This window comes from Pseudothermotoga sp. (genome assembly GCF_031962025.1).
Lineage (GTDB): Bacteria > Thermotogota > Thermotogae > Thermotogales > DSM-5069 > Pseudothermotoga_B.
This window is the reverse complement of sequence record NZ_JAVRKW010000007.1, coordinates 50,589-70,598: the sequence shown is the minus strand read 5'-3', so window position 1 is coordinate 70,598 and position 20,010 is coordinate 50,589. Positions and strand designations below refer to the sequence as shown.

At 42.4% G+C, this 20,010-nt stretch carries 20 protein-coding genes; 1 reads left to right on the top strand and 19 read right to left on the bottom strand.

Going from position 1 to position 20,010, the window contains the following annotated elements:
- Positions 1–317 precede the first annotated feature (317 nt).
- The gene (gene cutA, locus AC4E92_RS07070; protein ID WP_490239893.1) at positions 318–635 is read left to right on the top strand and encodes a divalent-cation tolerance protein CutA; all 318 of its coding nucleotides are present in this window, start codon (positions 318–320) and stop codon (positions 633–635) included.
- Between the two features lie 203 nt (positions 636–838).
- Here the strand turns inward: cutA and AC4E92_RS07065 are convergent, their stop codons facing one another.
- From AC4E92_RS07065 to AC4E92_RS06975, 19 genes are all read right to left on the bottom strand, one after another.
- Complete coding sequence (locus AC4E92_RS07065; protein ID WP_490239892.1) at positions 839–1,633, bottom strand: alpha/beta fold hydrolase; 795 nt, start codon at positions 1,631–1,633, stop codon at positions 839–841.
- Between the two features lie 5 nt (positions 1,634–1,638).
- Positions 1,639–2,622, bottom strand: coding sequence for a 3-oxoacyl-ACP synthase III family protein (locus AC4E92_RS07060; protein WP_490239891.1), 984 nt, complete (start codon positions 2,620–2,622; stop codon positions 1,639–1,641).
- A gap of 13 nt (positions 2,623–2,635) precedes the next feature.
- Positions 2,636–4,327, bottom strand: a complete 1,692-nt coding sequence (locus AC4E92_RS07055; RefSeq protein ID WP_490239890.1) for an alpha/beta fold hydrolase — start codon at positions 4,325–4,327, stop codon at positions 2,636–2,638.
- Positions 4,328–4,329: 2 nt separating this feature from the next.
- Positions 4,330–5,208, bottom strand: coding sequence for a branched-chain amino acid ABC transporter permease (locus AC4E92_RS07050; RefSeq protein ID WP_490239889.1), 879 nt, complete (start codon positions 5,206–5,208; stop codon positions 4,330–4,332).
- Positions 5,209–5,210: 2 nt separating this feature from the next.
- Positions 5,211–5,909 carry an ABC transporter ATP-binding protein gene (locus AC4E92_RS07045; protein ID WP_490239888.1) on the bottom strand — a complete coding sequence of 233 codons (699 nt, stop codon included), beginning with the start codon at positions 5,907–5,909 and terminating at the stop codon, positions 5,211–5,213.
- The gene (locus AC4E92_RS07040; RefSeq protein ID WP_490239887.1) at positions 5,902–6,633 is read right to left on the bottom strand and encodes an ABC transporter ATP-binding protein; all 732 of its coding nucleotides are present in this window, start codon (positions 6,631–6,633) and stop codon (positions 5,902–5,904) included. Before AC4E92_RS07040 ends, AC4E92_RS07045 begins: the two co-directional genes overlap by 8 nt.
- Positions 6,634–6,682: 49 nt before the next feature.
- Positions 6,683–7,846: an ABC transporter substrate-binding protein gene (locus AC4E92_RS07035; RefSeq protein WP_490239886.1), complete on the bottom strand. Its 1,164-nt coding sequence runs from the start codon at positions 7,844–7,846 to the stop codon at positions 6,683–6,685.
- Positions 7,847–7,860: 14 nt separating this feature from the next.
- Complete coding sequence (gene fabG / locus AC4E92_RS07030; protein WP_490239885.1) at positions 7,861–8,607, bottom strand: 3-oxoacyl-[acyl-carrier-protein] reductase; 747 nt, start codon at positions 8,605–8,607, stop codon at positions 7,861–7,863.
- Between the two features lie 15 nt (positions 8,608–8,622).
- Entirely contained in the window at positions 8,623–9,327 is a 705-nt protein-coding gene (locus AC4E92_RS07025) for an ABC transporter ATP-binding protein (RefSeq protein WP_490239884.1), read from the bottom strand.
- The gene (locus tag AC4E92_RS07020; RefSeq protein ID WP_490239883.1) at positions 9,327–10,043 is read right to left on the bottom strand and encodes an ABC transporter ATP-binding protein; all 717 of its coding nucleotides are present in this window, start codon (positions 10,041–10,043) and stop codon (positions 9,327–9,329) included. The genes AC4E92_RS07025 and AC4E92_RS07020 overlap by 1 nt, the downstream gene beginning before the upstream one ends.
- A 14-nt stretch (positions 10,044–10,057) precedes the next feature.
- Positions 10,058–10,969: a branched-chain amino acid ABC transporter permease gene (locus AC4E92_RS07015; protein WP_490239882.1), complete on the bottom strand. Its 912-nt coding sequence runs from the start codon at positions 10,967–10,969 to the stop codon at positions 10,058–10,060.
- On the bottom strand, positions 10,966–11,880 hold the full coding sequence (locus tag AC4E92_RS07010; protein ID WP_490239881.1) for a branched-chain amino acid ABC transporter permease: 915 nt from the start codon (positions 11,878–11,880) through the stop codon (positions 10,966–10,968). Before AC4E92_RS07010 ends, AC4E92_RS07015 begins: the two co-directional genes overlap by 4 nt.
- Positions 11,881–11,928: 48 nt before the next feature.
- Positions 11,929–13,158: an ABC transporter substrate-binding protein gene (locus tag AC4E92_RS07005; protein ID WP_490239880.1), complete on the bottom strand. Its 1,230-nt coding sequence runs from the start codon at positions 13,156–13,158 to the stop codon at positions 11,929–11,931.
- 21 nt (positions 13,159–13,179) lie between these two features.
- Positions 13,180–14,481: an acetyl-CoA hydrolase/transferase family protein gene (locus AC4E92_RS07000; RefSeq protein WP_490239879.1), complete on the bottom strand. Its 1,302-nt coding sequence runs from the start codon at positions 14,479–14,481 to the stop codon at positions 13,180–13,182.
- Between the two features lie 11 nt (positions 14,482–14,492).
- Positions 14,493–15,524, bottom strand: coding sequence for a 3-oxoacyl-ACP synthase (locus tag AC4E92_RS06995; protein ID WP_490239878.1), 1,032 nt, complete (start codon positions 15,522–15,524; stop codon positions 14,493–14,495).
- A 110-nt stretch (positions 15,525–15,634) separates the two neighbouring features.
- Positions 15,635–16,879, bottom strand: coding sequence for a TetR/AcrR family transcriptional regulator (locus AC4E92_RS06990; RefSeq protein WP_490239877.1), 1,245 nt, complete (start codon positions 16,877–16,879; stop codon positions 15,635–15,637).
- A gap of 47 nt (positions 16,880–16,926) precedes the next feature.
- Positions 16,927–18,627: a sigma-54 interaction domain-containing protein gene (locus AC4E92_RS06985; protein ID WP_490239876.1), complete on the bottom strand. Its 1,701-nt coding sequence runs from the start codon at positions 18,625–18,627 to the stop codon at positions 16,927–16,929.
- A 129-nt stretch (positions 18,628–18,756) separates the two neighbouring features.
- Positions 18,757–19,485 carry a 16S rRNA (adenine(1518)-N(6)/adenine(1519)-N(6))-dimethyltransferase RsmA gene (rsmA, locus tag AC4E92_RS06980; RefSeq protein ID WP_490239875.1) on the bottom strand — a complete coding sequence of 243 codons (729 nt, stop codon included), beginning with the start codon at positions 19,483–19,485 and terminating at the stop codon, positions 18,757–18,759.
- A complete protein-coding gene (locus tag AC4E92_RS06975) occupies positions 19,482–19,889 on the bottom strand; it encodes a MaoC family dehydratase (protein ID WP_490239874.1) in 408 nt (135 codons plus the stop codon). The genes rsmA and AC4E92_RS06975 overlap by 4 nt, the downstream gene beginning before the upstream one ends.
- Between the last annotated feature and the right edge of the window lie 121 nt (positions 19,890–20,010).

Here is a 20,010-nt window from a genome sequence, read left to right as displayed (position 1 = left end):
AAAAGCAGTAGGGCTGGACCGGTCCGAATTAAAGCCCGTGGAGTGGGAGACCACTGCCAAGATATTTAGGGGCAATCCCTATATCCTGGTAAGTCACACCATGTTGAAGCGGGAAGCCTAATCTCCTTAATGGGAATCCTATCCCATTTAGGGGATTGGGAGGAGGTCAAGAACTCTCTTCTTTTGTTTGTATGAAACAAAAGCTCCTTGCGATAACTTTTCACAAAGATCGCCCTCCTGATTTTTTAAAAATCTTTTACATGTATTGTGTACAATAATTATAGCAGTGGCGGGTAACAAAAAGGGGTGATTTTGTGATGATTATAGTCTACACCACATTTCCGAATAGGGAAAAAGCCCTGGAGGTCTGTAAAAATCTGCTTTTAGAAAAACTCATAGCCTGTTTTAATATCTTCCAGGTTGATTCAGGTTACTGGTGGGATGGGAAGGTCACTCAGGATACGGAATTTGCGGTGATTTTCAAAACAAGCAAGCTCAAAGAACATGAACTGTTTAAAAGATTGAAGGAACTTCATCCATATTCTGTTCCTGCGATTTTCAGCGTGGAAGTAGAAACAATCGAAGAAAATTACAGGCGGTGGCTTGAAAGAAGTATCAGCAATGTCTTTGATTGACCACCGCACCAGAAATTGTTAGTTATAACCTAAGTTCTATCTTAGACATTTTGCGTGGCTTTTCATGTGTTTTCTAGCTCAAATTATCTTTCCAAGAGCCTCTTGATCGTTTTAGATATTTTGTGTTTCCGTATAATATATTATGGAGGGTACCCACCAGGATCCTGGTAAAAACGATCGTATCTTGGCATAGGTCTAATCTCTCAGTCTTTCAGGAAAGACAGATGAGCTTTTATAAGGAAAAACACCTCCTTTGGTTTTTCAACCACCGCGGCATGACCACAGTCTGGAATACATACATATCTTGCATTTGGTATCTGGTGTGCTATTTCCTGTGAAAAACACATTGGTTTTATGTGATCAAACTGTGCAGAAGCTACGAGCGTTGGTGCACTTATCTTTGAAAGATGATTTAACAGCGGTTTTTGCTCAAGTTCAAGAAAAGCATCCAGCAACTTTACAGCTCCTTGGTAATTGAAATCCTGCATTCGCTGAGTGATCGTTTCAAAGAGATTTGGGTGCTTATCAAGGAATTGATCACTGTATACATCGTTAATCCAGCTTCTGACGAATATTTCTTTATCTTTGCTCATTGCCCCATCCCTCCATCTCAAAGCTCTGTACTTGATGGAGGGCGTTACACGGGCTGTTGCGGTTATGATTGTGAGAGACTTTACCAGTTGTGGATATTTTATAGCAAAGAACATTCCAACTTCTGCACCATAAGATGTACCAGCTAAATGCACTGCACCGATTTTAAGATGATCGAGAAGTTCTTTGAGGTCCTCAACATGCCTGTCAAAGCTACAAGGTCCGTTTTGCGAACTCCACTGGCATCTGAAATTGTGAAGAACAACCTTATAGTGATCTTTGAGCTTATCTGCGATGTAAAACCAGCTGCTGTAATGCATAAAGATGCCGTTGAGAAAAACGACAGTTTCCTCTGATTCACCGTGAACCTCGTAATCTATTGTGACTCCATCGCTGGTTGTGTACATCCCTCTCACCCCCTGAAAGCCACCGCAACCTGCTGAAATCCCACCCCCGAAGTCAAAAAGATCACAACTTTACCTTCCATGTTTTTCATCTTCCCGCAATCAAAAGCATCATCATAAGCCATGTAAACACATGCTGAACCTGTATAGCCGTATTTGTCCATTATCATGTGAGTTTTTTCTTCATTTATACCGAGAATTTCCATGACCTTCAGTATGGTCTTTTTCCTAACCTGTGTGAAAAATATCATTCCGATTTCTTCTTTTGAAATGTTGTATTTCGCCAGAAGTTTGTTGATCAGCATGGGCCAGCCTTCTTCGTTCACAGTGGCAGGGTAAGCTGCTCTCAGATCGAGTTTGTGTAAACCCCTGTCTATGCCTTCGATGTTCATAGTTCCTGCACCCATAAAAATACCCCAATTTTGCCACCAGCTTCCGTCACATCTTGAAACGCTCCCGATATATCCGGGTCTGTCATCTGCCGTAAGTATCAGAGCACCAGCACCATCTGAAAACAGTGCTTCCCAGGAGTATTTCCAGTTCAAAAACTTTGTCATCGCATATACACCTATGACCAGAACATTTTTGTAATCTCCCAGGGCGATATACCGCGATGCTATATCAAGCAACAAAGCACCATTTGCACATGAGGCATTCACGTTGAAAGCCAGAGGTTCGGCTTTGTTTGCACCGATTAAATACTGAACTCGAGCAGCATCAGGTGGAGAGATAGCTTCAGGTGTATCAGTGCCAAGTATTATCAAATCGATTTTTTCTGGTTCCATACCTATTCTTTCAAGGGCTCTCTTTGCAGCCTCAGCCGCCATGAAAGTTGTGGTCTCATGTGGTTGAGATATGTGCCTGTGGTTTATGCCTATCTGCTCGGTGAAGTATGGATCGATAACCATGTTGGTGATCTGCTCAAATTCTTTGTTAGTCATTATCTTCTGTGGGACGTACATACCCGAAGAGATTATCTTTGCATACTTCATGCCTAAAACCTCCTTATAAATAATCTTTGATGGTTTCTATGAAAAGCTCTGGATTTTCAACAAAAGGTGTGTGAGCAACGTTTTTGATAATCCTAAGCTGTGCGTGCAGGATCTGGGCTGTTTTTTCCATCTGCTTGGTGGTTAACAAACCATCGAGTTCCCCAAATACAACGACAACAGGTACCTTTATTCTGTCTGCTTTTTCTATCAGATTGAATTTTCCAAGCTCAATTGCGTGTGGATAAATACTATCAGGATTCATTTTCAGAGCATCATCGACCAGAGCTTGAACGAATTTTTTATCTTTCACAGTTTTCAAAAGTCCTTCGATGGATTTTTTCAGGATCGATCTGTTTGTTTTGTACAGTTCAAGATAGGGCATATTCTCAGTTGGTGTGACCAGTCCGTCTATCGGGCATGGATCAACAAGTATGAGAGATTGCAAACAATCCGGGTATTTTGAGGCAAGCAGCATACCAACAGCGCCACCCAGTGAATGGGCTATCAGTACGGGTTTTATCTGCATTTTTTTGATGAATTCATAAACGACGTCGGCATAAAAATCGAGTGAACTGTCGCCTTTTGAAGAGTCGCCAAAATTGGGCAAATCAATTGCTATGACCCTGTAATCAGCCATTTTTTCCATCAGAGGCTTGAACCACCTGTAAGAGCCGAAATTTCCATGGATACACAGAATCACCTTTCCATCTGGACGGTTTTCGTAATAGTGAAGCACTGCAGATGAAAGCTCCACGTAATTACCTTCTTTTGATTTTTTCCTTCTTTTGAAGAATATAACAGGCAATTCACCGTACCTGAGCCAGAGATTGTACAAATGATAACCGATCCCGCGTGGCATGAAAAGAACTGTTATGATCAGTATTGATCCAAAGATTATCGAGATGGATAAACCAGTTCTGCTGAAGAAAAACGGTAAGATCGTGTATAATGAAGCACCGAAGATTGGTCCAGAAATCATACCCATACCACCGACTACAACCATTGCCAGTAATTCCAGCGACTTTGAAAGCCCGAAATTGTTCGGTGCGATATATCCAACTGTGTGAGCATAGAGTGCACCCGCAAGTCCGGCATAGGCAGATCCGATTACGAACGCGAGAACTTTGAAATACGTCAGGTTCACTCCAAAGGTTCTTGCAACAAGTGGATTTTCCCTGATGGCTTTTAAAGCCCTGCCTGTTCTGTTAGAGGTCACTTTGTGAAAGATGTAAATGCTCAATATGAGTATGAAAAGGATGATATAATAACTTTGAATTTCATTGCCGAGTTTGGTGATATTTCTTATTCCTATGTGTCCTGATGTGACATTTTTCCATGCACCGAAGATCTGTTCAATTGCTACACCAAAACCCATTGTGGTTATTGCAAGATAAAATCCGGTCAATCTCAAAGAAGGGAACCCAAGCGCAAATCCAAAAACCGCTCCCATCAAAGTGCCTGCTATGATACCAACAGGTACCGGCAGGGATAGTTTTTGAACGAGTATAGTTGAAGTGTATGCACCCACGCTCATAAAGGCTGCATGACCTATTGAAATTTGACCGGTATAACCCATGATCAAATTCAGCCCCATAGCTGCAAGTACATCTATCATCGTAAGATTGATGATTGTTATTATGAAAGTACTCAGTTTAAAAACAAAAGGTAGTAAAATTAGAGCAGCTAAACCAACAATCCATCCCATTTCTACACTCTCCTGATATCACGGCTTCCAAAGAGTCCCTGAGGTCTTATCAACAGGATTGTGATTATGACAATTAAAGAAAGAGTCATCTTCAGCTCATTACTTATATAACCACCAACGAGATTTTCAATTACACCGAGCAGCAACCCTCCCAAAACTGCACCGGAAAGGCTGTCGAATCCTCCCAGAACTGCCGCCGTGAAGCCCTGAAGCTGGTAAAATACCATCATCGTCGGTGATATGTAAGTTTTTGGTGCACCGAGTAATGCGACTGTTGTTCCTATCAAAGTGCCTGTGATCCAGGACCAGCTGAACACCTTTGCAGGATTTATTCCCATCAATTGAGATGTTTTCTCGTTCTCCGATACAGCTTTGATTGCCAAGCCGGCTTTGGTGTATCTCACAATTATCGCCATTAGGAGCACCACAAAGGCAAGAGTGGCGAACAAGAGTATATCCTGTCTTCGAAAAACCAGTATTCCAAAATTCCCCCTGATGATGAATGGTTTACCGCTGACTAGTTCAGGAAAAGATTTGTACTGGGTGCCCCAGATTTGCGTACTCAAACCTTCCAGAATCATCAATATCCCAAGGGTTATTATGAGCATTGAACTGTGCGATAGATTTCTGACGGGTCTCAATGTGTATCTTTCAACCATAAAACCAAAGAGTGCCGCTATGGGTAAAACCAGTAAAAATGCCACTACGGGACCTGTTCCTTTTTCCACAAACGTATACGCCACATAAGCCATGAACATCGCCATATTGCCAAACGCGAAATTCATGACACCGGTTACTTTGAATATCATCACTATTCCAAGTGCCGTTAAAGAATAAAAAGCACCGGTTGAAAGACCGAGAACCAGTCTGTTGAAAAACATACTCAACCTCCCAGATAACCTTCGACTATCTTTCGATCTTTGAGAAGTTCCTGCGCAGTTGATTGAATCACAGCTTTTCCCGCCTGAAGGACACAGGCGTAATGAGCGATTTTGAGTGCTGAGTAAGCGTTCTGCTCAACGAGCAGGATGGTTACACCATCCTGGTTTATCTTCTGGATCGTTTTCATAATCTCTTTAACCAGATTTGGTGCAAGTCCCATAGATGGTTCATCGAGCATTAAAAACTTTGGTCTTGCCATCAATGCCCTTGCAATCGCAAGCATTTGCCTTTCACCGCCTGAAAGTGTGCCAGCAAGCTGCTTGAGCCTCTCCTTTAATCTGGGAAAAAGCGAAGAGACATACTCCAGATCTTCCTTGATGCTGTCTTTTCTGATGTATGCACCGACTTTCAGGTTCTCAAGAACAGTCATGTTATGAAAAATCAATCTGCTATCAGGGCAGAGTATCAAGCCCCTTTTAACTATCTCATAAGCTGGAATAAGATCTATTCTTTCTTTGTTGAATAAAATCTGACCGGATGAAATCCGGTTCAATCCGGCTATTGCCATTAGAACAGAAGTTTTGCCAGCACCGTTGGCACCAAGTAGAGCTGTTATGCTACCTTCATTCACCGATAAAGAAAGCTCTTTTACAGCAACAACAGGACCATACTTGATGGTTATGTTCTTCAATTCAAGCACTTTCACTCTCTCCCAGGTAAGCCCTGATAACCTCTGGATCGTTTTTGACAAATTGCGGACTTCCTTCACTGATCTTTTTACCAAAATCCATAACAGTCACCATATCAGATATACTCATTACCACACTCATATCGTGTTCGACCAGCAGCACAGTGATGCCCATTTCTTTTTTTATATAAACAATAATTTCTTTCATCTGCTGTGTTTCAACATCTGTTAAACCGGCGGCAGGTTCGTCAAGCAGTAATATCTTTGGATCGCTCATCAGTGCCCTTCCAATTTCAACGAGTTTCTGCGCCATAAAAGGTATCGAACCGGCGTAACTCAGAAGCCTACTTTTCAGACCAAGAAGATCGGCTATATTCAAAGCCTTTGAGTACATCTGCCAGCCAAGGTTTGGTTTTAATTTACTGTGATAACCCAGATATAGGTTTTCAAGAACCGTCATGTATTTGAAAATTGCGACGTTTTGAAAAGTCCTGCTGACACCCGCTTCGATGATTTTGTCAGGACGTTCTTTTGTGAGATCCTTACCATCGATGAGTATCTTTCCAGAATGAGGTCTCACAATTCCAGTTATTGCGTTGAAAACGGTGGTTTTACCTGCTCCATTTGGTCCTATCAGAGAATGTATTAAACCACTTTCGACATTCATTGAAAGATCATTCACCGCGGTCAATCCACCAAATCTCACTGTCAGATTTTGAATTTGCAAAAGCGGCAAAGATCACACCTCCATGGTGTACAAAAAGGGGCGAAAGCCCCTTTTTGCGTTAATCCTGCAAAGTCATGAGATCTGTAACTGGAACGAAGATTCCATTCTCGATCTTCATGAAGTACATGCTGGATTTTCCTCGCCTGAGATTTGGTCCCCATGTTATGTCTTTTGTGAGTATTCCATCCCAGTTTTTGAAAGTTTCAAGTGCCTGAACAAGACCTTCACGTGTTAGATCAGAACCTGCTCTGAGCAATCCCTGCACGAAAACTTCAGCAGCGATAAAACCAGCAACCGCATACGAAGACATCGGCTGGTTTGGATAAGTCTCCTGATAGATTGCGACGGCTCTTTGATAATCTCTTAAGAACTCAGGTCTGTCTGGTGTTGCCAATGGTACCCATCCTGTCAGGTAAACACCTTCGACCTGTTTACCACCAATGGCTACAAAACTTGGATCCGCGTTGGAATAAGTTGTAACCACGGGGGCAGCTACACCATAATCTCTCAAAGTTTTGATCCATCGGACTGTGTCGGTGATAAAACCATAGATCACAATTGAATCCACATTGGCATTCAGCACATTGATTGCCAAGGCACTGTAGTCTGTCTCCAGTGGATTGTAACCAACTTCAACAACCGGTTTCATCTTGTACTTTTCCAGCCTTGCTTTGACCGCCGCTCTGCCTTCCTCGCCGACATCATTGGACATGTAGATAATCGCAATTCTCTTTTTGTCGAGATTCTCAACGAGAAACTTGGCAATCAACTGACCTTCAAAGGTGTAATCTGGCTGGACAGCGAATATGTATTTCTTTGGAGGGTTAACCAGCAAACTCGTTCCTGCACCCTGATAAACAAAAGGTACGCCGTTCTTTTCCAGATAATCCATGACGGCAAGACATCCGTAAGATCCAAGACCACCGACGATCGCAAAAACCTTATCTGACTCAACCAGTCTTTTAACTTCGACAACGGTTTTTGACGGGTTCAGCTGATCGTCTGCAATGATCAGTTCGATTTTTCTCCCGTAGACTCCTCCATTTTTGTTGACCCAGTTGAAATAGGCATTCATTCCCTTGGACATTTCCTGACCTATGATCGCATACGGTCCTGATAATGCCTGAAATGTTCCGATGACCACTTTGTCTTTGTAAACACCAACCTCTGCTACTATCAGAACAGACAGTAAAACCATTGAGAAAATGAGCAATCTTTTCATACAAACACCTCCCTTTATAGCTGTAATCCCCCATCAACACCGATTACCTGTCCTGTTACAAAGGAAGACTCATCGCTTGCAAGGAATAGATAGACATTTGCAACTTCTTGTGGTTCTCCCATTCTCGCCAGTGCGGTGCGGGTCGTAACTGATTCGATGATTTTTTCAGGCACTTTATCGGTCATGGGAGTTTTGATGAAACCGGGTGCCACCGCGTTAACCCTTATTTGAGCACCCTTTCTTGCGAGTTCCTTTGCCCATGTTTTTGTCATGGCTATGACTCCGCCTTTTGTCGCGGCGTAATTTGTCTGACCAATGTTTCCATAAATGCCAACAATTGAAGATGTGTTAATGATGGAACCTTTTTGGGCTTTAATCATGTACGGTGCAACTGCTTGAGTCATGTTGAAAACACCCTTTAGATTTACATCGATCACCGCATCCCATTCTTCTTCAGTCATTTTCACCAGTAGAGCATCTCTGGTTATTCCGGCGTTATTCACAAGCACATCGATTTTTCCATATTTTGCTGCGATTTGCTCGACAACTTTGAAGACTTCATCTCTTTTGGTAACATTCAGGACAAACGGATCGATCTTTCCGGGCAGACCGAAAGCATCTTCAACCAATTTATCGAGTTGTTCTTTGGAAATATCGCACGCACAGACTGTTGCTCCTTCCTTGGCGAAAAGTAAAGATGCCGCTCTGCCTATACCACTTGCTGCCCCGGTGATAATGCACACTTTTCCTTCAAGCCTCATAAAGCCCACTCCTTTCTACACCCCAAGATATGCTTTTCTCACATGCTCATTTTGAGCAAGGTTTTCTGATCTGTCCTCAATAGCTATTCTACCGTTTTCAATTACATATCCTCTATCTATTACTTTCAAACCCTGCTTGACATTTTGCTCGGTTAAAAGTATTGCCACTCCTTCTTTTCGTATCTGTTTGAGTCTGGCGAACATTTCGGTGACTATGGATGGTTGCAGACCCACAGAAGGTTCGTCGAGAATCAAAAGTTTTGGACAGGACATCAGAGCTCTTCCGACCGCAAGCATTCTCTGTTCTCCACCGCTCATTGTACCAGCTTTCTGAGATAATCTTTCCTTTAAAATGGGGAAAACGCTAAAAACAAAATCCATGCGTTCAAGAATGCGATTCCTTGCATGAGGAATATAGGCAGCACCGGATCTGAGATTTTCCTCAACTGTCATGAGCGGGAACAATTCCCTTTCCTGTGGTACCAGAGCTATGCCAAGTCGAGCAATTTTATGAGTTTCCAGACCCACTATGTTTTTGCCATCAAAAAATATACTTCCACTCACAGGACGCACTATTCCAAGTATGCAATTAATCAGTGTGGTTTTACCGGCACCGTTTGGACCAAATAATCCCACGGCTTCCGAGCCGATCGTGATGGAGACGTCCCATATCACTTGAACTTTTCCGTATGCCACATTGAGATTTTTTATTTCGAGCATCAAACTTCCTCCCCAAGATATGCAGCTATAACGTGTTTATTCTGTGAAACTTCATAATAAGGTCCCTGTGCGATTATCTCGCCTCTGTCAAGGACGATGACTCTGTCGGTCAGTTCATTTATCACACTCATGACGTGCTCTATAACACAGATTGTGATACCTCTGTCTCTGAGTGATTTAACTATCTGTGTCATCTGCTTCATTTCTTCCAAGTTCAACCCAGCCATGATTTCATCAAGAAAGACCAGTTTTGGATTAGAAACGATTGCTCTTGCTATCTCCATTTTTTTCAATTCAAAGACAGTCAATTTATCCGGATGAAGATCTGTTCGCTCAAGTTTCAAGAGCTGACATGCCTCGTATGCATCTTCTCTTGCCTTTTTGAGTGAATCACCTTTTGCAAAGAGAGCACCGATCATGACATTTTCGAGTGCGGTGAAATCTCTGAGCGGTCTCACAGTTTGGAAAGTCCTTGAAATACCCATTCTAACTCTGATGTGTGCTGGTAACCCTGTCACATCTTCATCTTTGAAAAAGATCTTCCCGCTTGTAACTTGAAGTGTTCCTGCAACAAGGCTGGTGAGCGTAGTTTTACCCGCACCATTCGGTCCTATTATGCCAACTATTTCTTTTTCTTGTATTTCCAAACTCACATTGTTAACAGCCACAAGTCCCCCAAAACGCTTTGTCAGGTTTTCAAGACGCAGTATGCTCATAGGAGAACCTCCGATCACTTAGATCTGATTCTTTCTATTATCGTTCCATAGACACCTTTACGCAAAAAGATTATCGTCAGAATGATTATGATTCCATATATTATCAGATGACCGTAAGGCATCAGCAATTTCAGGTACTCCGAAGCAAATCCCAAAATCAAAGCCCCGACTATCGGTCCAGGTGTCGAATAGATGCCACCGACCAGTGCCATAGCGATGGGCAATAACAGGAAATTCGATGAAAAAGTGCTTTCTGGTTCAACAAAAGCATATTGCTGGGCATAAATAGCACCTGCTGCTCCCTGTATGGCAGAGGTAATAATAAAAACGATCAACAAATACTTGAAAATATTTATTCCGCTGGATTTTGCAACAAGTTCATCGTTCCTTATTGAGCTGATTGCATATTTCATTCTGGTTCTTTCAAAGATTTCAGACAGAAAGATGACGATCAACGTGAAAGCCAGTATAAGCCAGTAAGTTTTCTTTGGTTCTCCATCGAATATGGCGTTGAAAAGCACCTTACCAGCCGCACCGCCGGTCAGGTCTGAAAGATTACGCGCAAGTACCATAAAAACACTCGTAAGAGCAAGTGTGGTTATCGCAAAATACATTTCTCTGAGTTTCAGAACCGCAATGCCGAGTGTCAGCGCCACAAGTGCTGCAAAAGCTGCACCTACGAATATACTCATCACGGGACTGATGGAAAAATCATCGACGGCTATTATCGCGGCATATGCACCGAGTCCAAAAAAACCCGCTGTGCCAAAGGAGAGCTGACCTGTTCTGAGCATCATGTCCCAGCTGAGTGCAAGGCACATGAATATCATTATTGAACTTGCAACATGAATCAAATACATGTCTGCAAAAAACGGAAGGATCGCCACAAATATCGTTGCAATTAGAATAAACAGGTTTTTTTTCATCTTTCAGCCCTCCGATATGCTCTGAGTGCGATTACAAAGATTAAAACTCCAAAAAACACCAGATCAGACCAGCCACTGTAACCGGGAATTGACTGTACTACTGCCTCAGCGATACCAAGAGTGATACCAGAAAGAAGAATGCCCGGAAGATTTCCAAGCCCAGCCATTGCAGTGAGACAGAAAGATTTCATCGTGAAAGGTCCACCAAGTTGCGGAAAGATGGAAACCCTTGGCATCATCAATCCAGCCGCCACAGCTATCATGGCTGTTGCAAGGCTGAAGGTAACTGTGTAGACCAGCTTCACATTTATTCCAACTATGGCTGCACCTTTGGGATTCTGTCCCACGGCAAAAGCTGCCTGTCCAAACCTTGTTTTCTTTAGTATCAGCATGATAATCAGCAAAATAACAACGGCCGCAACGACATACACAAACTCATAAGCACCGATGTTTATCCCAAAGACTTTGATGGACTTTGTTGCGTATGACACGTAAATATTTCTTGGTCTTGAGGTCCACAGCAAATTCACCAACTCGACGAGTGTAATCGAAACTCCAAAGGTTATCAAAAGTAGATTCAGATGGTGCGACTTTAGGACCACCTCGATCGTCGATTTGTAAACTGCAAAACCAATTATAAAAAGAACCGGTGCTACTACAACAATTGAAAAAATCGGATCGAACTTCAACTGGTTGAAGAGAATATAACCAAGGTATAATGCCAGAGTCAAAAAATCACCATGTGCAAGATTGAGTAATCCAACTATTCCAAGAATCAGAGCAAGCGGCAAAGCAACAAGAGCATAGAGGCTGCCTCTTTGCAGTCCATAGAAAAAGGCATACGGACGGACCACTGCCACCACAATGAGCATTATAAAAAACAGCGCATACAGATTCAGTGCTTTTTTCATCGCTCCACCTCTCACTTAAAAAAGGCTGGGCTGGTACCCAGCCTTTTATCATCTTGTTGACCATCCAGGGAACGGATAAATCAGTTCTGCTGTGGCATATTCAAAGGGCCAGATAACATGCTGTACACCGTTCTGCCACTGAAGGATTTTCTGAGCCCTGAAACCTTGATTTTTGATGATTCTACTTGGTGAAATCTTCAGTACGCCGCCGATTGGAGAGTCGTATTCCACACTTCTCAGAGCCTGAATGATGGCTTTATCATCGAGCGTACCGGCTTTCTTGATGCCCTCAACCAGAAAATAGATATTGGTGTAACCAAGCGGTGCGAAATACGTTGCAGGCTCTTCGTTGAACTCTTTCACATAGGCATCCCAGAAATGACGTGCGACTGGACTGACATCCTTTAACGCAGGAGCCCACATACCGTATAGGATCACACCGTGCGACAGTGGGTTCTTCCCAAAATCAGCAGGCCATCCTGGAGGTGCACCGACAAAGAGTTTTGGAGCAAAACCTATTTCCTTAGCCTGTGTCAGCATTGGAATTGCATCTGCGTCGTAACCTGCCCAGATGAAAAGATCGGGATCATACTGTTTTGCCTGCAATAACATGGCTCTGTAGTCTCCGCCACCTAGGGATGCACTTTTGAATGGAGCTCCTTTCAGATCTTTCATCAATCCCGACCACACACCTGTGCCCTTTTTCGCGAGTTCAAATTCGTCCATATAGGATTTGAAAGAAGATGTCCCAAAAGCTCCTTCTTCATAAGCCAAGAATATTTTCTCGATTTTGACCTGTGGATACTTTTCTGTTATGGCTTTCCATCCTATAGCGTAGCTCTCGCCCTGAAGATAGTCCCAGGGATGCAGATGAAAATACCAGTCTGCGTCTTCACCAATGGCTTCTTCACACTTGTAAGATGCTGCTCCTATCCATACGGTGATCTTTTTGTACTTTTTCAAAATTGGAATCTGTGCCAGATGAACTCCACTTGACATACCCCCGACGAAGAAGTCTACTTTGTCGACTGTTGCAAGTTTGTCCACAGCGGCAGCACCTTTTTCTGGCTTCATTTCGTCGTCCACTATGATCAGTTCGATGGGTCTACCGAGAACTCCGCCAGCGTCGTTGATTTCCTTAACAGCCAATTTCATTGCGTTTGCCGCCTGCCGTCCTGTAATATCAGACAGAGGCAAGATGGCACCGATCTTTATCGGTTTTTCTGCCAGAACACAGAGCGCGACTATTAGCGACAGGAAAACGAAGAACTTTCTCATACCAGCACCTCCCTTCAATTTTCAAAGAATCTGCAATTTGCTGGCTTCTTTTTTGAGCATTTCTCTGAAATCTGGATGTGCAATCTCGATCAAAGCCTTTGCCCTTTCTCTGGTGGTTTTACCTCTGAGCCAGGCAACACCCCATTCTGTGACTACATAATCCAGTTCCTGACGCGGCACTGTCACCGGTGAGCCGGCTGGTAGAATTGGAACTATTGTGGAAATTGTCCCGTTCTTTGCCGTAGATCGAAGGGCTATTATCCCTTTACCTCCCTTGCTCTTAACTGCTCCGCGGTGTGTATCGAGTTGACCACCAGTTCCACTGTAATGCTGAGTGCCAAGCGCCTCTGAGCAAACATTACCGGTTAAATCAACCATCAGCGCAGTATTAATACTCACCATTTTGTCATTCTGGCAAATCACATAAGGATCGTTGACATATCTGCCTCTGAGGAAAAAGACCGAGGGATTATCGTCGATGAATTCATACATTCTCTTGGTGCCAAAAGCAAAAGTGCAGATGAATTTGTCTTTCCAGATACTCTTTTTCTTGTTGGTAATAACACCAGCTTCAAACAGGTCTATCATTGACTCGGTGAACATCTCTGTGTGAACACCAAGGTCTTTTTTGTTTGTCAGGAACTTGGCAACGGCATTTGGTATTCCACCTATACCCAGTTGGATGGTTGAACCATCTTCGATCAATTCACTTATGTGTTGTGCAATCAATGCTTCGGTTTCTGTCGGTTCAACCAGTTCAACCTGCGGGAGTTCATAATTTACTTCAACTACGTAGTGAACATCTTTTATGTGGATGTGGGTGTCACCGTGAGTTCTCGGTGCATTGGGATTCACTTCCAGAACAACGAGTTTTGCCTGTTCAATAACATCTTTTTCGTAAACTACCGATGCCGACAGAGTTAAAAAACCATTTTTATCCATCGGTGATGCAACACCAACAAAGATATCAACGGGATGGCTTTCAAGCAAGTTTGTTCCCGATTGGTGCAAATTATTAGGCACATAGCTGACCGTACCAAATCCGTTTTTCACAGCTTCCCTGTTTGACTGACCAAAGAACCATGAAGCGTTTTCAAAAACTCCGTTGAAGGATTTGTCCATGTAGAATGGATAATTCTCCATGTTCAAGCACGTGAAAACTGTGACATTATTCACTCTATCGGCAACTCTGTGCAGATTTCTTAAAAAGAGCTTTGGCTCTGCCGGTGTCATTCCAACAACTATAGTCTGATTTGATTCAACCAAGCTCAGTATTTTTTCAATATCCACGAGCTTAGATTTGTAAACTGTGTGCCAGTCCAAGATAATCCCTCCTACCAGCTGACAGGCTCTTTAAGACTACCCCAGCGAACAACGGCTGCGTTCCATGTCCAGCCAACTCCAGCCCCAACAAGAACTATGACATCACCATCTTTTATCTTTGCGTTGAGAAGTCCTTCTTTTATTGAGAAGATTTGGTCATTCTGACCCATGTGTCCGTATTTTTCCAGATAGGTGGTCTGACTTTCTCTAAGACCGAGTTCCTTAAGCACCTCAAGATGAGCAGACCTTTTGAAATGCAATATTGCCAGATATGAGATGTCTTTTCGAGTTAACCCGCTTTTTCTCAGGGCATCGTCGATCACAAAATAGAAATTTTTGAGCGTCACTTCATTCAATCGGTTTTTGAATTTTTCTGGTTCCTGTATCTGAAAATAGTAGTTTTCAAGATCCTGTGGTTGAATGGGCCATTTTCTGGTTCCACCAACCGGTACTATGCAATCTTCAGCAAATGATCCATCGACGATGCTTGACACACCAAGCAATGCGTTTTTCCCCAGATTTTTCTTGAGCACCACGGCTGAACCACCTGCACCAATATCAATCATGAAAGATGTATGCTTGTATTCATGGTTCACAAGATCCACATTTCTGTATCCGCTCACCAGCAGGACGCAGTTTATGTTTTTCTCCGAAAGCATCAACGATCTTGCGACCTGCAGTCCGACTATCATCGAACCGCACATTGCTTCCATGTCAAAAGCCCAGGCATTTTTTGCACCTATTTCGTAAGCTACCTTTGTACTCGCTAGCCAGCACGGGTAGTCTTTGTGCTGTGCGCCATTCCATATAACGACATCGATCTGTGAAGGATCTATCTGAGCATCTTTGATAGCTTCACGGGCAGCCATAATGCCCATAAAGCTCGTGGTGTCACGCTCTGAAGGGATGTACTTGCCGATTATACCGAATTTTTCAACAAGTACGCTGGCAGGAATCTTTGTCAGTTTTTCCAGATCTTCAGCGGAAAGATAGTTACTTGGCAGATAAGTGCCTATTCCGGCGATTCCAACATGTTCTGTCATAGTAATTCCCCCAGACAAGTTGACAGTTGATTCACCATAAATAGTAACACCTGAGTCATCTGTTTTGCAAACGCACGGATAAGTCCTTCACGCTGATTTTTTGACAAAATCTACCTATTTCTTCTTCTGGCTTCTTTTTTCTCAGGATTTCTCGTACAATCGCTACTACTTAACAGGATCGAGATACCTTTGAAGATAAAATCAGACAATCGGGACAGATAATCATTCACACGCTGTGTGTTACCGTACTTTTGCACGACCAGATCTTCACCCATGAAATGTCCTATCCCCATCAAAGCAAGAGCAAGATTATCAGGTGAGAAATCTTTGAACTGTCCATCTTTCATTGCTTTTTGCAATGGTGGAAGGTAACTGCTGAATATTTTCTGATAATAACTTCTGGAAATAGCAGGATTGAAAAACTCGGCTTGTCTGACAATTAGATACATATTCGAATGGAGCATGAAAAATTTCAGAAAAGCTAAAAAACCAGCTATTTCAGCATCTCTTCTGTCTGAGAATTTTTTGATTGCAGTCGAAATAGTGATTCTCATGTTTTTGTTAGTTGACATCACAAGTTCTTCCAGAATTTTTTCTTTGCTTTCAAAGTGAACGTAGAATGTGCCACTTGCCACGCCTGCAATACGCGTGATATCACTTATCATGGTGTTTCTGTAACCGTGTGTACCAAAGAGTTTTTCGGCAGCTTGCAAGAGTTTCATTTTCGTAGAAGTAACCTCGACTTTCAGAGGCTGTAGATCTGTTTCAAACACCTCTTTGCTGAGCTTGTGATCATTTGGATCAAGACCTCTCATTGCAAATTCGACCAGGTCGTCTACTATTTTCCGATCAACGCTGTAATCGTTTTGGAGTGATTTGTATATCGATACGAAACGAACAGGACCTGTTATGAACCACCTGAGGACCATTTTATTTTCTTCGTCGCAGTCTGGAATGATTTTGTCGAGTACCTTGTTCAGTGTCTTTTCAACTTTTCGAAATACTCCTCTGCGCAGGTAAACTGCTTCGTGCAATATCTTATAACAGTATCTGTTGTTGGAAAAAAAATCAAAGTAGTTCTCTATGAATGATCGGACTATCTGGCTCGCATCGGTACCGTTGACCTTTTGCATACGAGTCTGGAATCTCTCAAAAGAATGATCTAACAGTTTTTGGTATATCGATTCTTTATCGGAAAAATACTGGTAGAAAGTGGCATTTTTTACACCGGCTTTGTGTGCAATCATGGGAATCGAGACACCATAGTATCCATAGGTCGCAAAAAGTTCATTTGCTACATCCATCAGATTCTTGAGGGTCTTCTTTCCATCAGATCTTCTGGGGTCTCGTCTCATTCTGAATTCCTCCAAATGAATCATCTTTCATGTTTTTATTATATACCTTATTTTCTTTTTATATCCAGCACTTTCATGCGATAGTAAAGTGTCCTAACACTCATTCCAAGTGCAGCAGCAGCTTTGGGAACATTCCAGTCATTCTGGTCCAGCGCTTTGAGTATAATCCCTTTCTCGTATTCAAAAAGCATTTCTTTGAGATTTCCAGCCGATGGTACGTCAACTGCATGGTAAGTGGTTTTCAGAGGCGGTAAGTGGTGTAATCTCACAAGTCTATCTTCACTGTCCATATTTATCATCGCGCGACCTATAACATTCTCAAGTTCTCTCACATTCCCGGGCCAGTTGTAATTCATCAATCTGACCAAAGCATCTGGTGAAATACCTTCCACCGTTCTGCCATATTCCTGATTGAGTTTTCTTATTATATACTGAATCAAAATTGGTATATCTTCTTTTCTCTCTCTAAGAGGTGGTAGAAATATTGGAAAGACATTGAGCCTGAAGTAAAGATCCGGTAGAAAGGTGCCTTGCTGTACCATTTTTTCTAAGTCCATATTTGTCGCGGCAATTATTCTTGCATCTATTTTTGTCGCTTTGGTGTCTCCAACGGGGACTATCTCTCTACTCTCCAGAAACCTGAGCAATTTCGACTGGACAGTTAAAGGCATCTTGCCAATCTCGTCGAAGAAAATGGTCCCGTGCTGGGCTTCTTCGAGTAAGCCTTTCTTGCCTTCCTTTCTCGCTCCCGTGAAAGCTCCGGATGCATAACCAAAAAGCTCGGATTCTAAAATCGATTCTGGAATTGCCGCGCAGTTAACACTCACAAAGGCTCGATCTTTCCTATCACTTGCATTGTGAATGGCATGTGCAAACAGTTCTTTGCCTGTGCCGCTCTCACCTCTCAACAGCACAGTGGCTGGAGTGGGTGCGACCTTCATTGCCTGGGTAAGTGCAATTTTCATCTTGGGACTTTCTGCTACTACATCTTCAAAAGTGTATTTTGCACCCATTCTTCTGATCAGTCTTTTTACCTCGTCCAGTTCTTTGTTCAGTCTGATGATTTCTGTAACATCATGGATCACAGCAACGCTTCCTTTAAACTCGTTTTTCACAAAAAGTGGAGTAACATCGACCACAACTTCTCTTTTTCCCGGACCAACGAGCAGTCTTGCACCATAAATCGGTTGCCTGGTTTTTGCCACTTTTATGTGCATGCTTTCACCCTGAGCGATGTCGACAGTTGCAAGTTTACCCACAACTTCGCTGGAGCTGTAGCCGGTGATCTTGGTGTAAGCTTTATTCACCATAACTATCTTTCCGTCTTCATCGGCGACAGATATCGCATCGCTTGTCGACTCAATGATTGCTTTCAAAAGTGCTTCCATTTGTCTCAAATTTGTTACCTCTTCAGCCATCTTTTGAACGCTCGTAATATCTCTAAAAATTGCCATAGCACCTATTATCTGTCCAGAACTGTCCCTGATAGGAACCCGAGTTGTTATTATCTGTGTATGACCAAGCTGCTGGATCCTGTCCGGTTCTGGTATACCTGTTTTCAAAACAATGTGCAATCGTGTATTGGGAATGGCATCAACAACATTTTTGCCAATTGCCTGTGAAATGGGGATTCCCAGAATCAGCGATGCCTGTTTGTTCATAAAGATTATCCTTGCATCTTTATCCACCATTATTATTCCTTCAACTATTGAGTTCAACACAGTTTCAAAAAGCTCTGCTTTTGTCACCTGACCACTCCTTTTGACACCCCTAATCACCCACCAATTCTTACCAGTTCACAGCTATCTTTCACAGTGCCAACTCTGACATCAGACAACAAAGATGCGGTTTGTAATTCATACATTCATTTATCTTCATTAGACGAGTTTTCTGGCTGATTTGCTGTAAATTTCTAAAATCTCATCTGTAGAGAGATCACGAACACGCTTTTGCAAGATTTCCGCGCGAACATCTTGAAGAGATCTCAGGGCATATCGAACAGTTTTATTGGGTGAAGTGAAAAGCCTGCGCAAAAACAGGGCATATCCACCAGGTTCAGGTGTTTTCTGCTTTTTGACCATGACTATTATGGTCGATTCCACTTTTGGTGGTGGAGAAAATGAGCTTTTTGGTATGTTGCATATTCTTCTGATTGTGTAAAAACTCTGAGCTAAGGCTGAGATGAAGGTGTATTTTCTGGTGGATGGTGAAGCTGTGAGTTTTTCTGCAAATTCCTTCTGAACAATCAGTACTGCCTTTTTGAAAGAAAGGTCTATTATCTTTCTGACCAACTTTGATGAGATTTGATACGGTATACTGCCAATACAACAGCTCAAGTCTGGCAGTTCTTGGATATCTACTTTGAGAAAGTCTTTCACTCGTATATCTAAATTAATGCTATTGACACTTTCTTTGAGCTGATTGGCGATCTTTTCATCGATCTCATAAGCCACGATTTTGAAACCGTTTTGAAGAAGAAATTTGGTTATAAAACCCTTTCCTGGACCTATTTCGATGATTGTTCTGTTTTTTTCATCCAGTAATTGTTCTATCAAACAGTGTACTGCTTTTTCGTCTGTCAGAAAATGCTGGCCAAAAGGTCTCATGATTCGAAAAGTACCTCACAAACTCCTTCTATTGCGATTGTTGAATCTTCCTTTATCACATTCGTATCAAGCACAAGTCTGTGCTTATCAGTTATCACTTGAGTTATTTTGACTTGTATTTCTATCTGCTCGTTTATGTAAACCGGCGCCCTGTATTTGAACTGCTGCTTTACAAGAATAGTTCCAGGACCTGGAAAGTCCATACCGAGAACCTTTGAGATCAGTGATGCGGCAAGCATTCCATGACAGATTCTTCTTTTGAAACGTGTTGATTTTGCGTACTCTTCGTCCAGATGAACGGGGTTTTTATCACCGGTGAGTTCTGAAAAATCTCTGACCATTTTCTCGGTAATGACAAATTTTTCACTGTAAGTCTGACCAACCTGAAAATCTGAAAATGTCATCTGGTCACCTCCGTAATTTATTATACAGTAATACATTCATCGCTGTTTTCAGAGGGTATGTCTTATAGCTGATTTTTTGTAATACTAACTACAACTTTGAGTAATTGAAAAACCATAAAAT

What these genes read in the sequence shown, in the direction of transcription:
- cutA (WP_490239893.1), top strand. Translation starts at nt 318, where the DNA reads ATGATTATAGTCTACACCACATTTCCGAATAGGGAAAAAGCCCTGGAG.
- AC4E92_RS07065 (WP_490239892.1), bottom strand. Translation starts at nt 1,633, where the DNA reads ATGTACACAACCAGCGATGGAGTCACAATAGATTACGAGGTTCACGGT.
- AC4E92_RS07060 (WP_490239891.1), bottom strand. Translation starts at nt 2,622, where the DNA reads ATGAAGTATGCAAAGATAATCTCTTCGGGTATGTACGTCCCACAGAAG.
- AC4E92_RS07055 (WP_490239890.1), bottom strand. Translation starts at nt 4,327, where the DNA reads ATGGGATGGATTGTTGGTTTAGCTGCTCTAATTTTACTACCTTTTGTT.
- AC4E92_RS07050 (WP_490239889.1), bottom strand. Translation starts at nt 5,208, where the DNA reads ATGTTTTTCAACAGACTGGTTCTCGGTCTTTCAACCGGTGCTTTTTAT.
- AC4E92_RS07035 (WP_490239886.1), bottom strand. Translation starts at nt 7,846, where the DNA reads ATGAAAAGATTGCTCATTTTCTCAATGGTTTTACTGTCTGTTCTGATA.
- fabG (WP_490239885.1), bottom strand. Translation starts at nt 8,607, where the DNA reads ATGAGGCTTGAAGGAAAAGTGTGCATTATCACCGGGGCAGCAAGTGGT.
- AC4E92_RS07025 (WP_490239884.1), bottom strand. Translation starts at nt 9,327, where the DNA reads ATGCTCGAAATAAAAAATCTCAATGTGGCATACGGAAAAGTTCAAGTG.
- AC4E92_RS07020 (WP_490239883.1), bottom strand. Translation starts at nt 10,043, where the DNA reads ATGAGCATACTGCGTCTTGAAAACCTGACAAAGCGTTTTGGGGGACTT.
- AC4E92_RS07015 (WP_490239882.1), bottom strand. Translation starts at nt 10,969, where the DNA reads ATGAAAAAAAACCTGTTTATTCTAATTGCAACGATATTTGTGGCGATC.
- AC4E92_RS07010 (WP_490239881.1), bottom strand. Translation starts at nt 11,880, where the DNA reads ATGAAAAAAGCACTGAATCTGTATGCGCTGTTTTTTATAATGCTCATT.
- AC4E92_RS07005 (WP_490239880.1), bottom strand. Translation starts at nt 13,158, where the DNA reads ATGAGAAAGTTCTTCGTTTTCCTGTCGCTAATAGTCGCGCTCTGTGTT.
- AC4E92_RS06995 (WP_490239878.1), bottom strand. Translation starts at nt 15,524, where the DNA reads ATGACAGAACATGTTGGAATCGCCGGAATAGGCACTTATCTGCCAAGT.
- AC4E92_RS06990 (WP_490239877.1), bottom strand. Translation starts at nt 16,879, where the DNA reads ATGAGACGAGACCCCAGAAGATCTGATGGAAAGAAGACCCTCAAGAAT.
- rsmA (WP_490239875.1), bottom strand. Translation starts at nt 19,485, where the DNA reads ATGAGACCTTTTGGCCAGCATTTTCTGACAGACGAAAAAGCAGTACAC.
- AC4E92_RS06975 (WP_490239874.1), bottom strand. Translation starts at nt 19,889, where the DNA reads ATGACATTTTCAGATTTTCAGGTTGGTCAGACTTACAGTGAAAAATTT.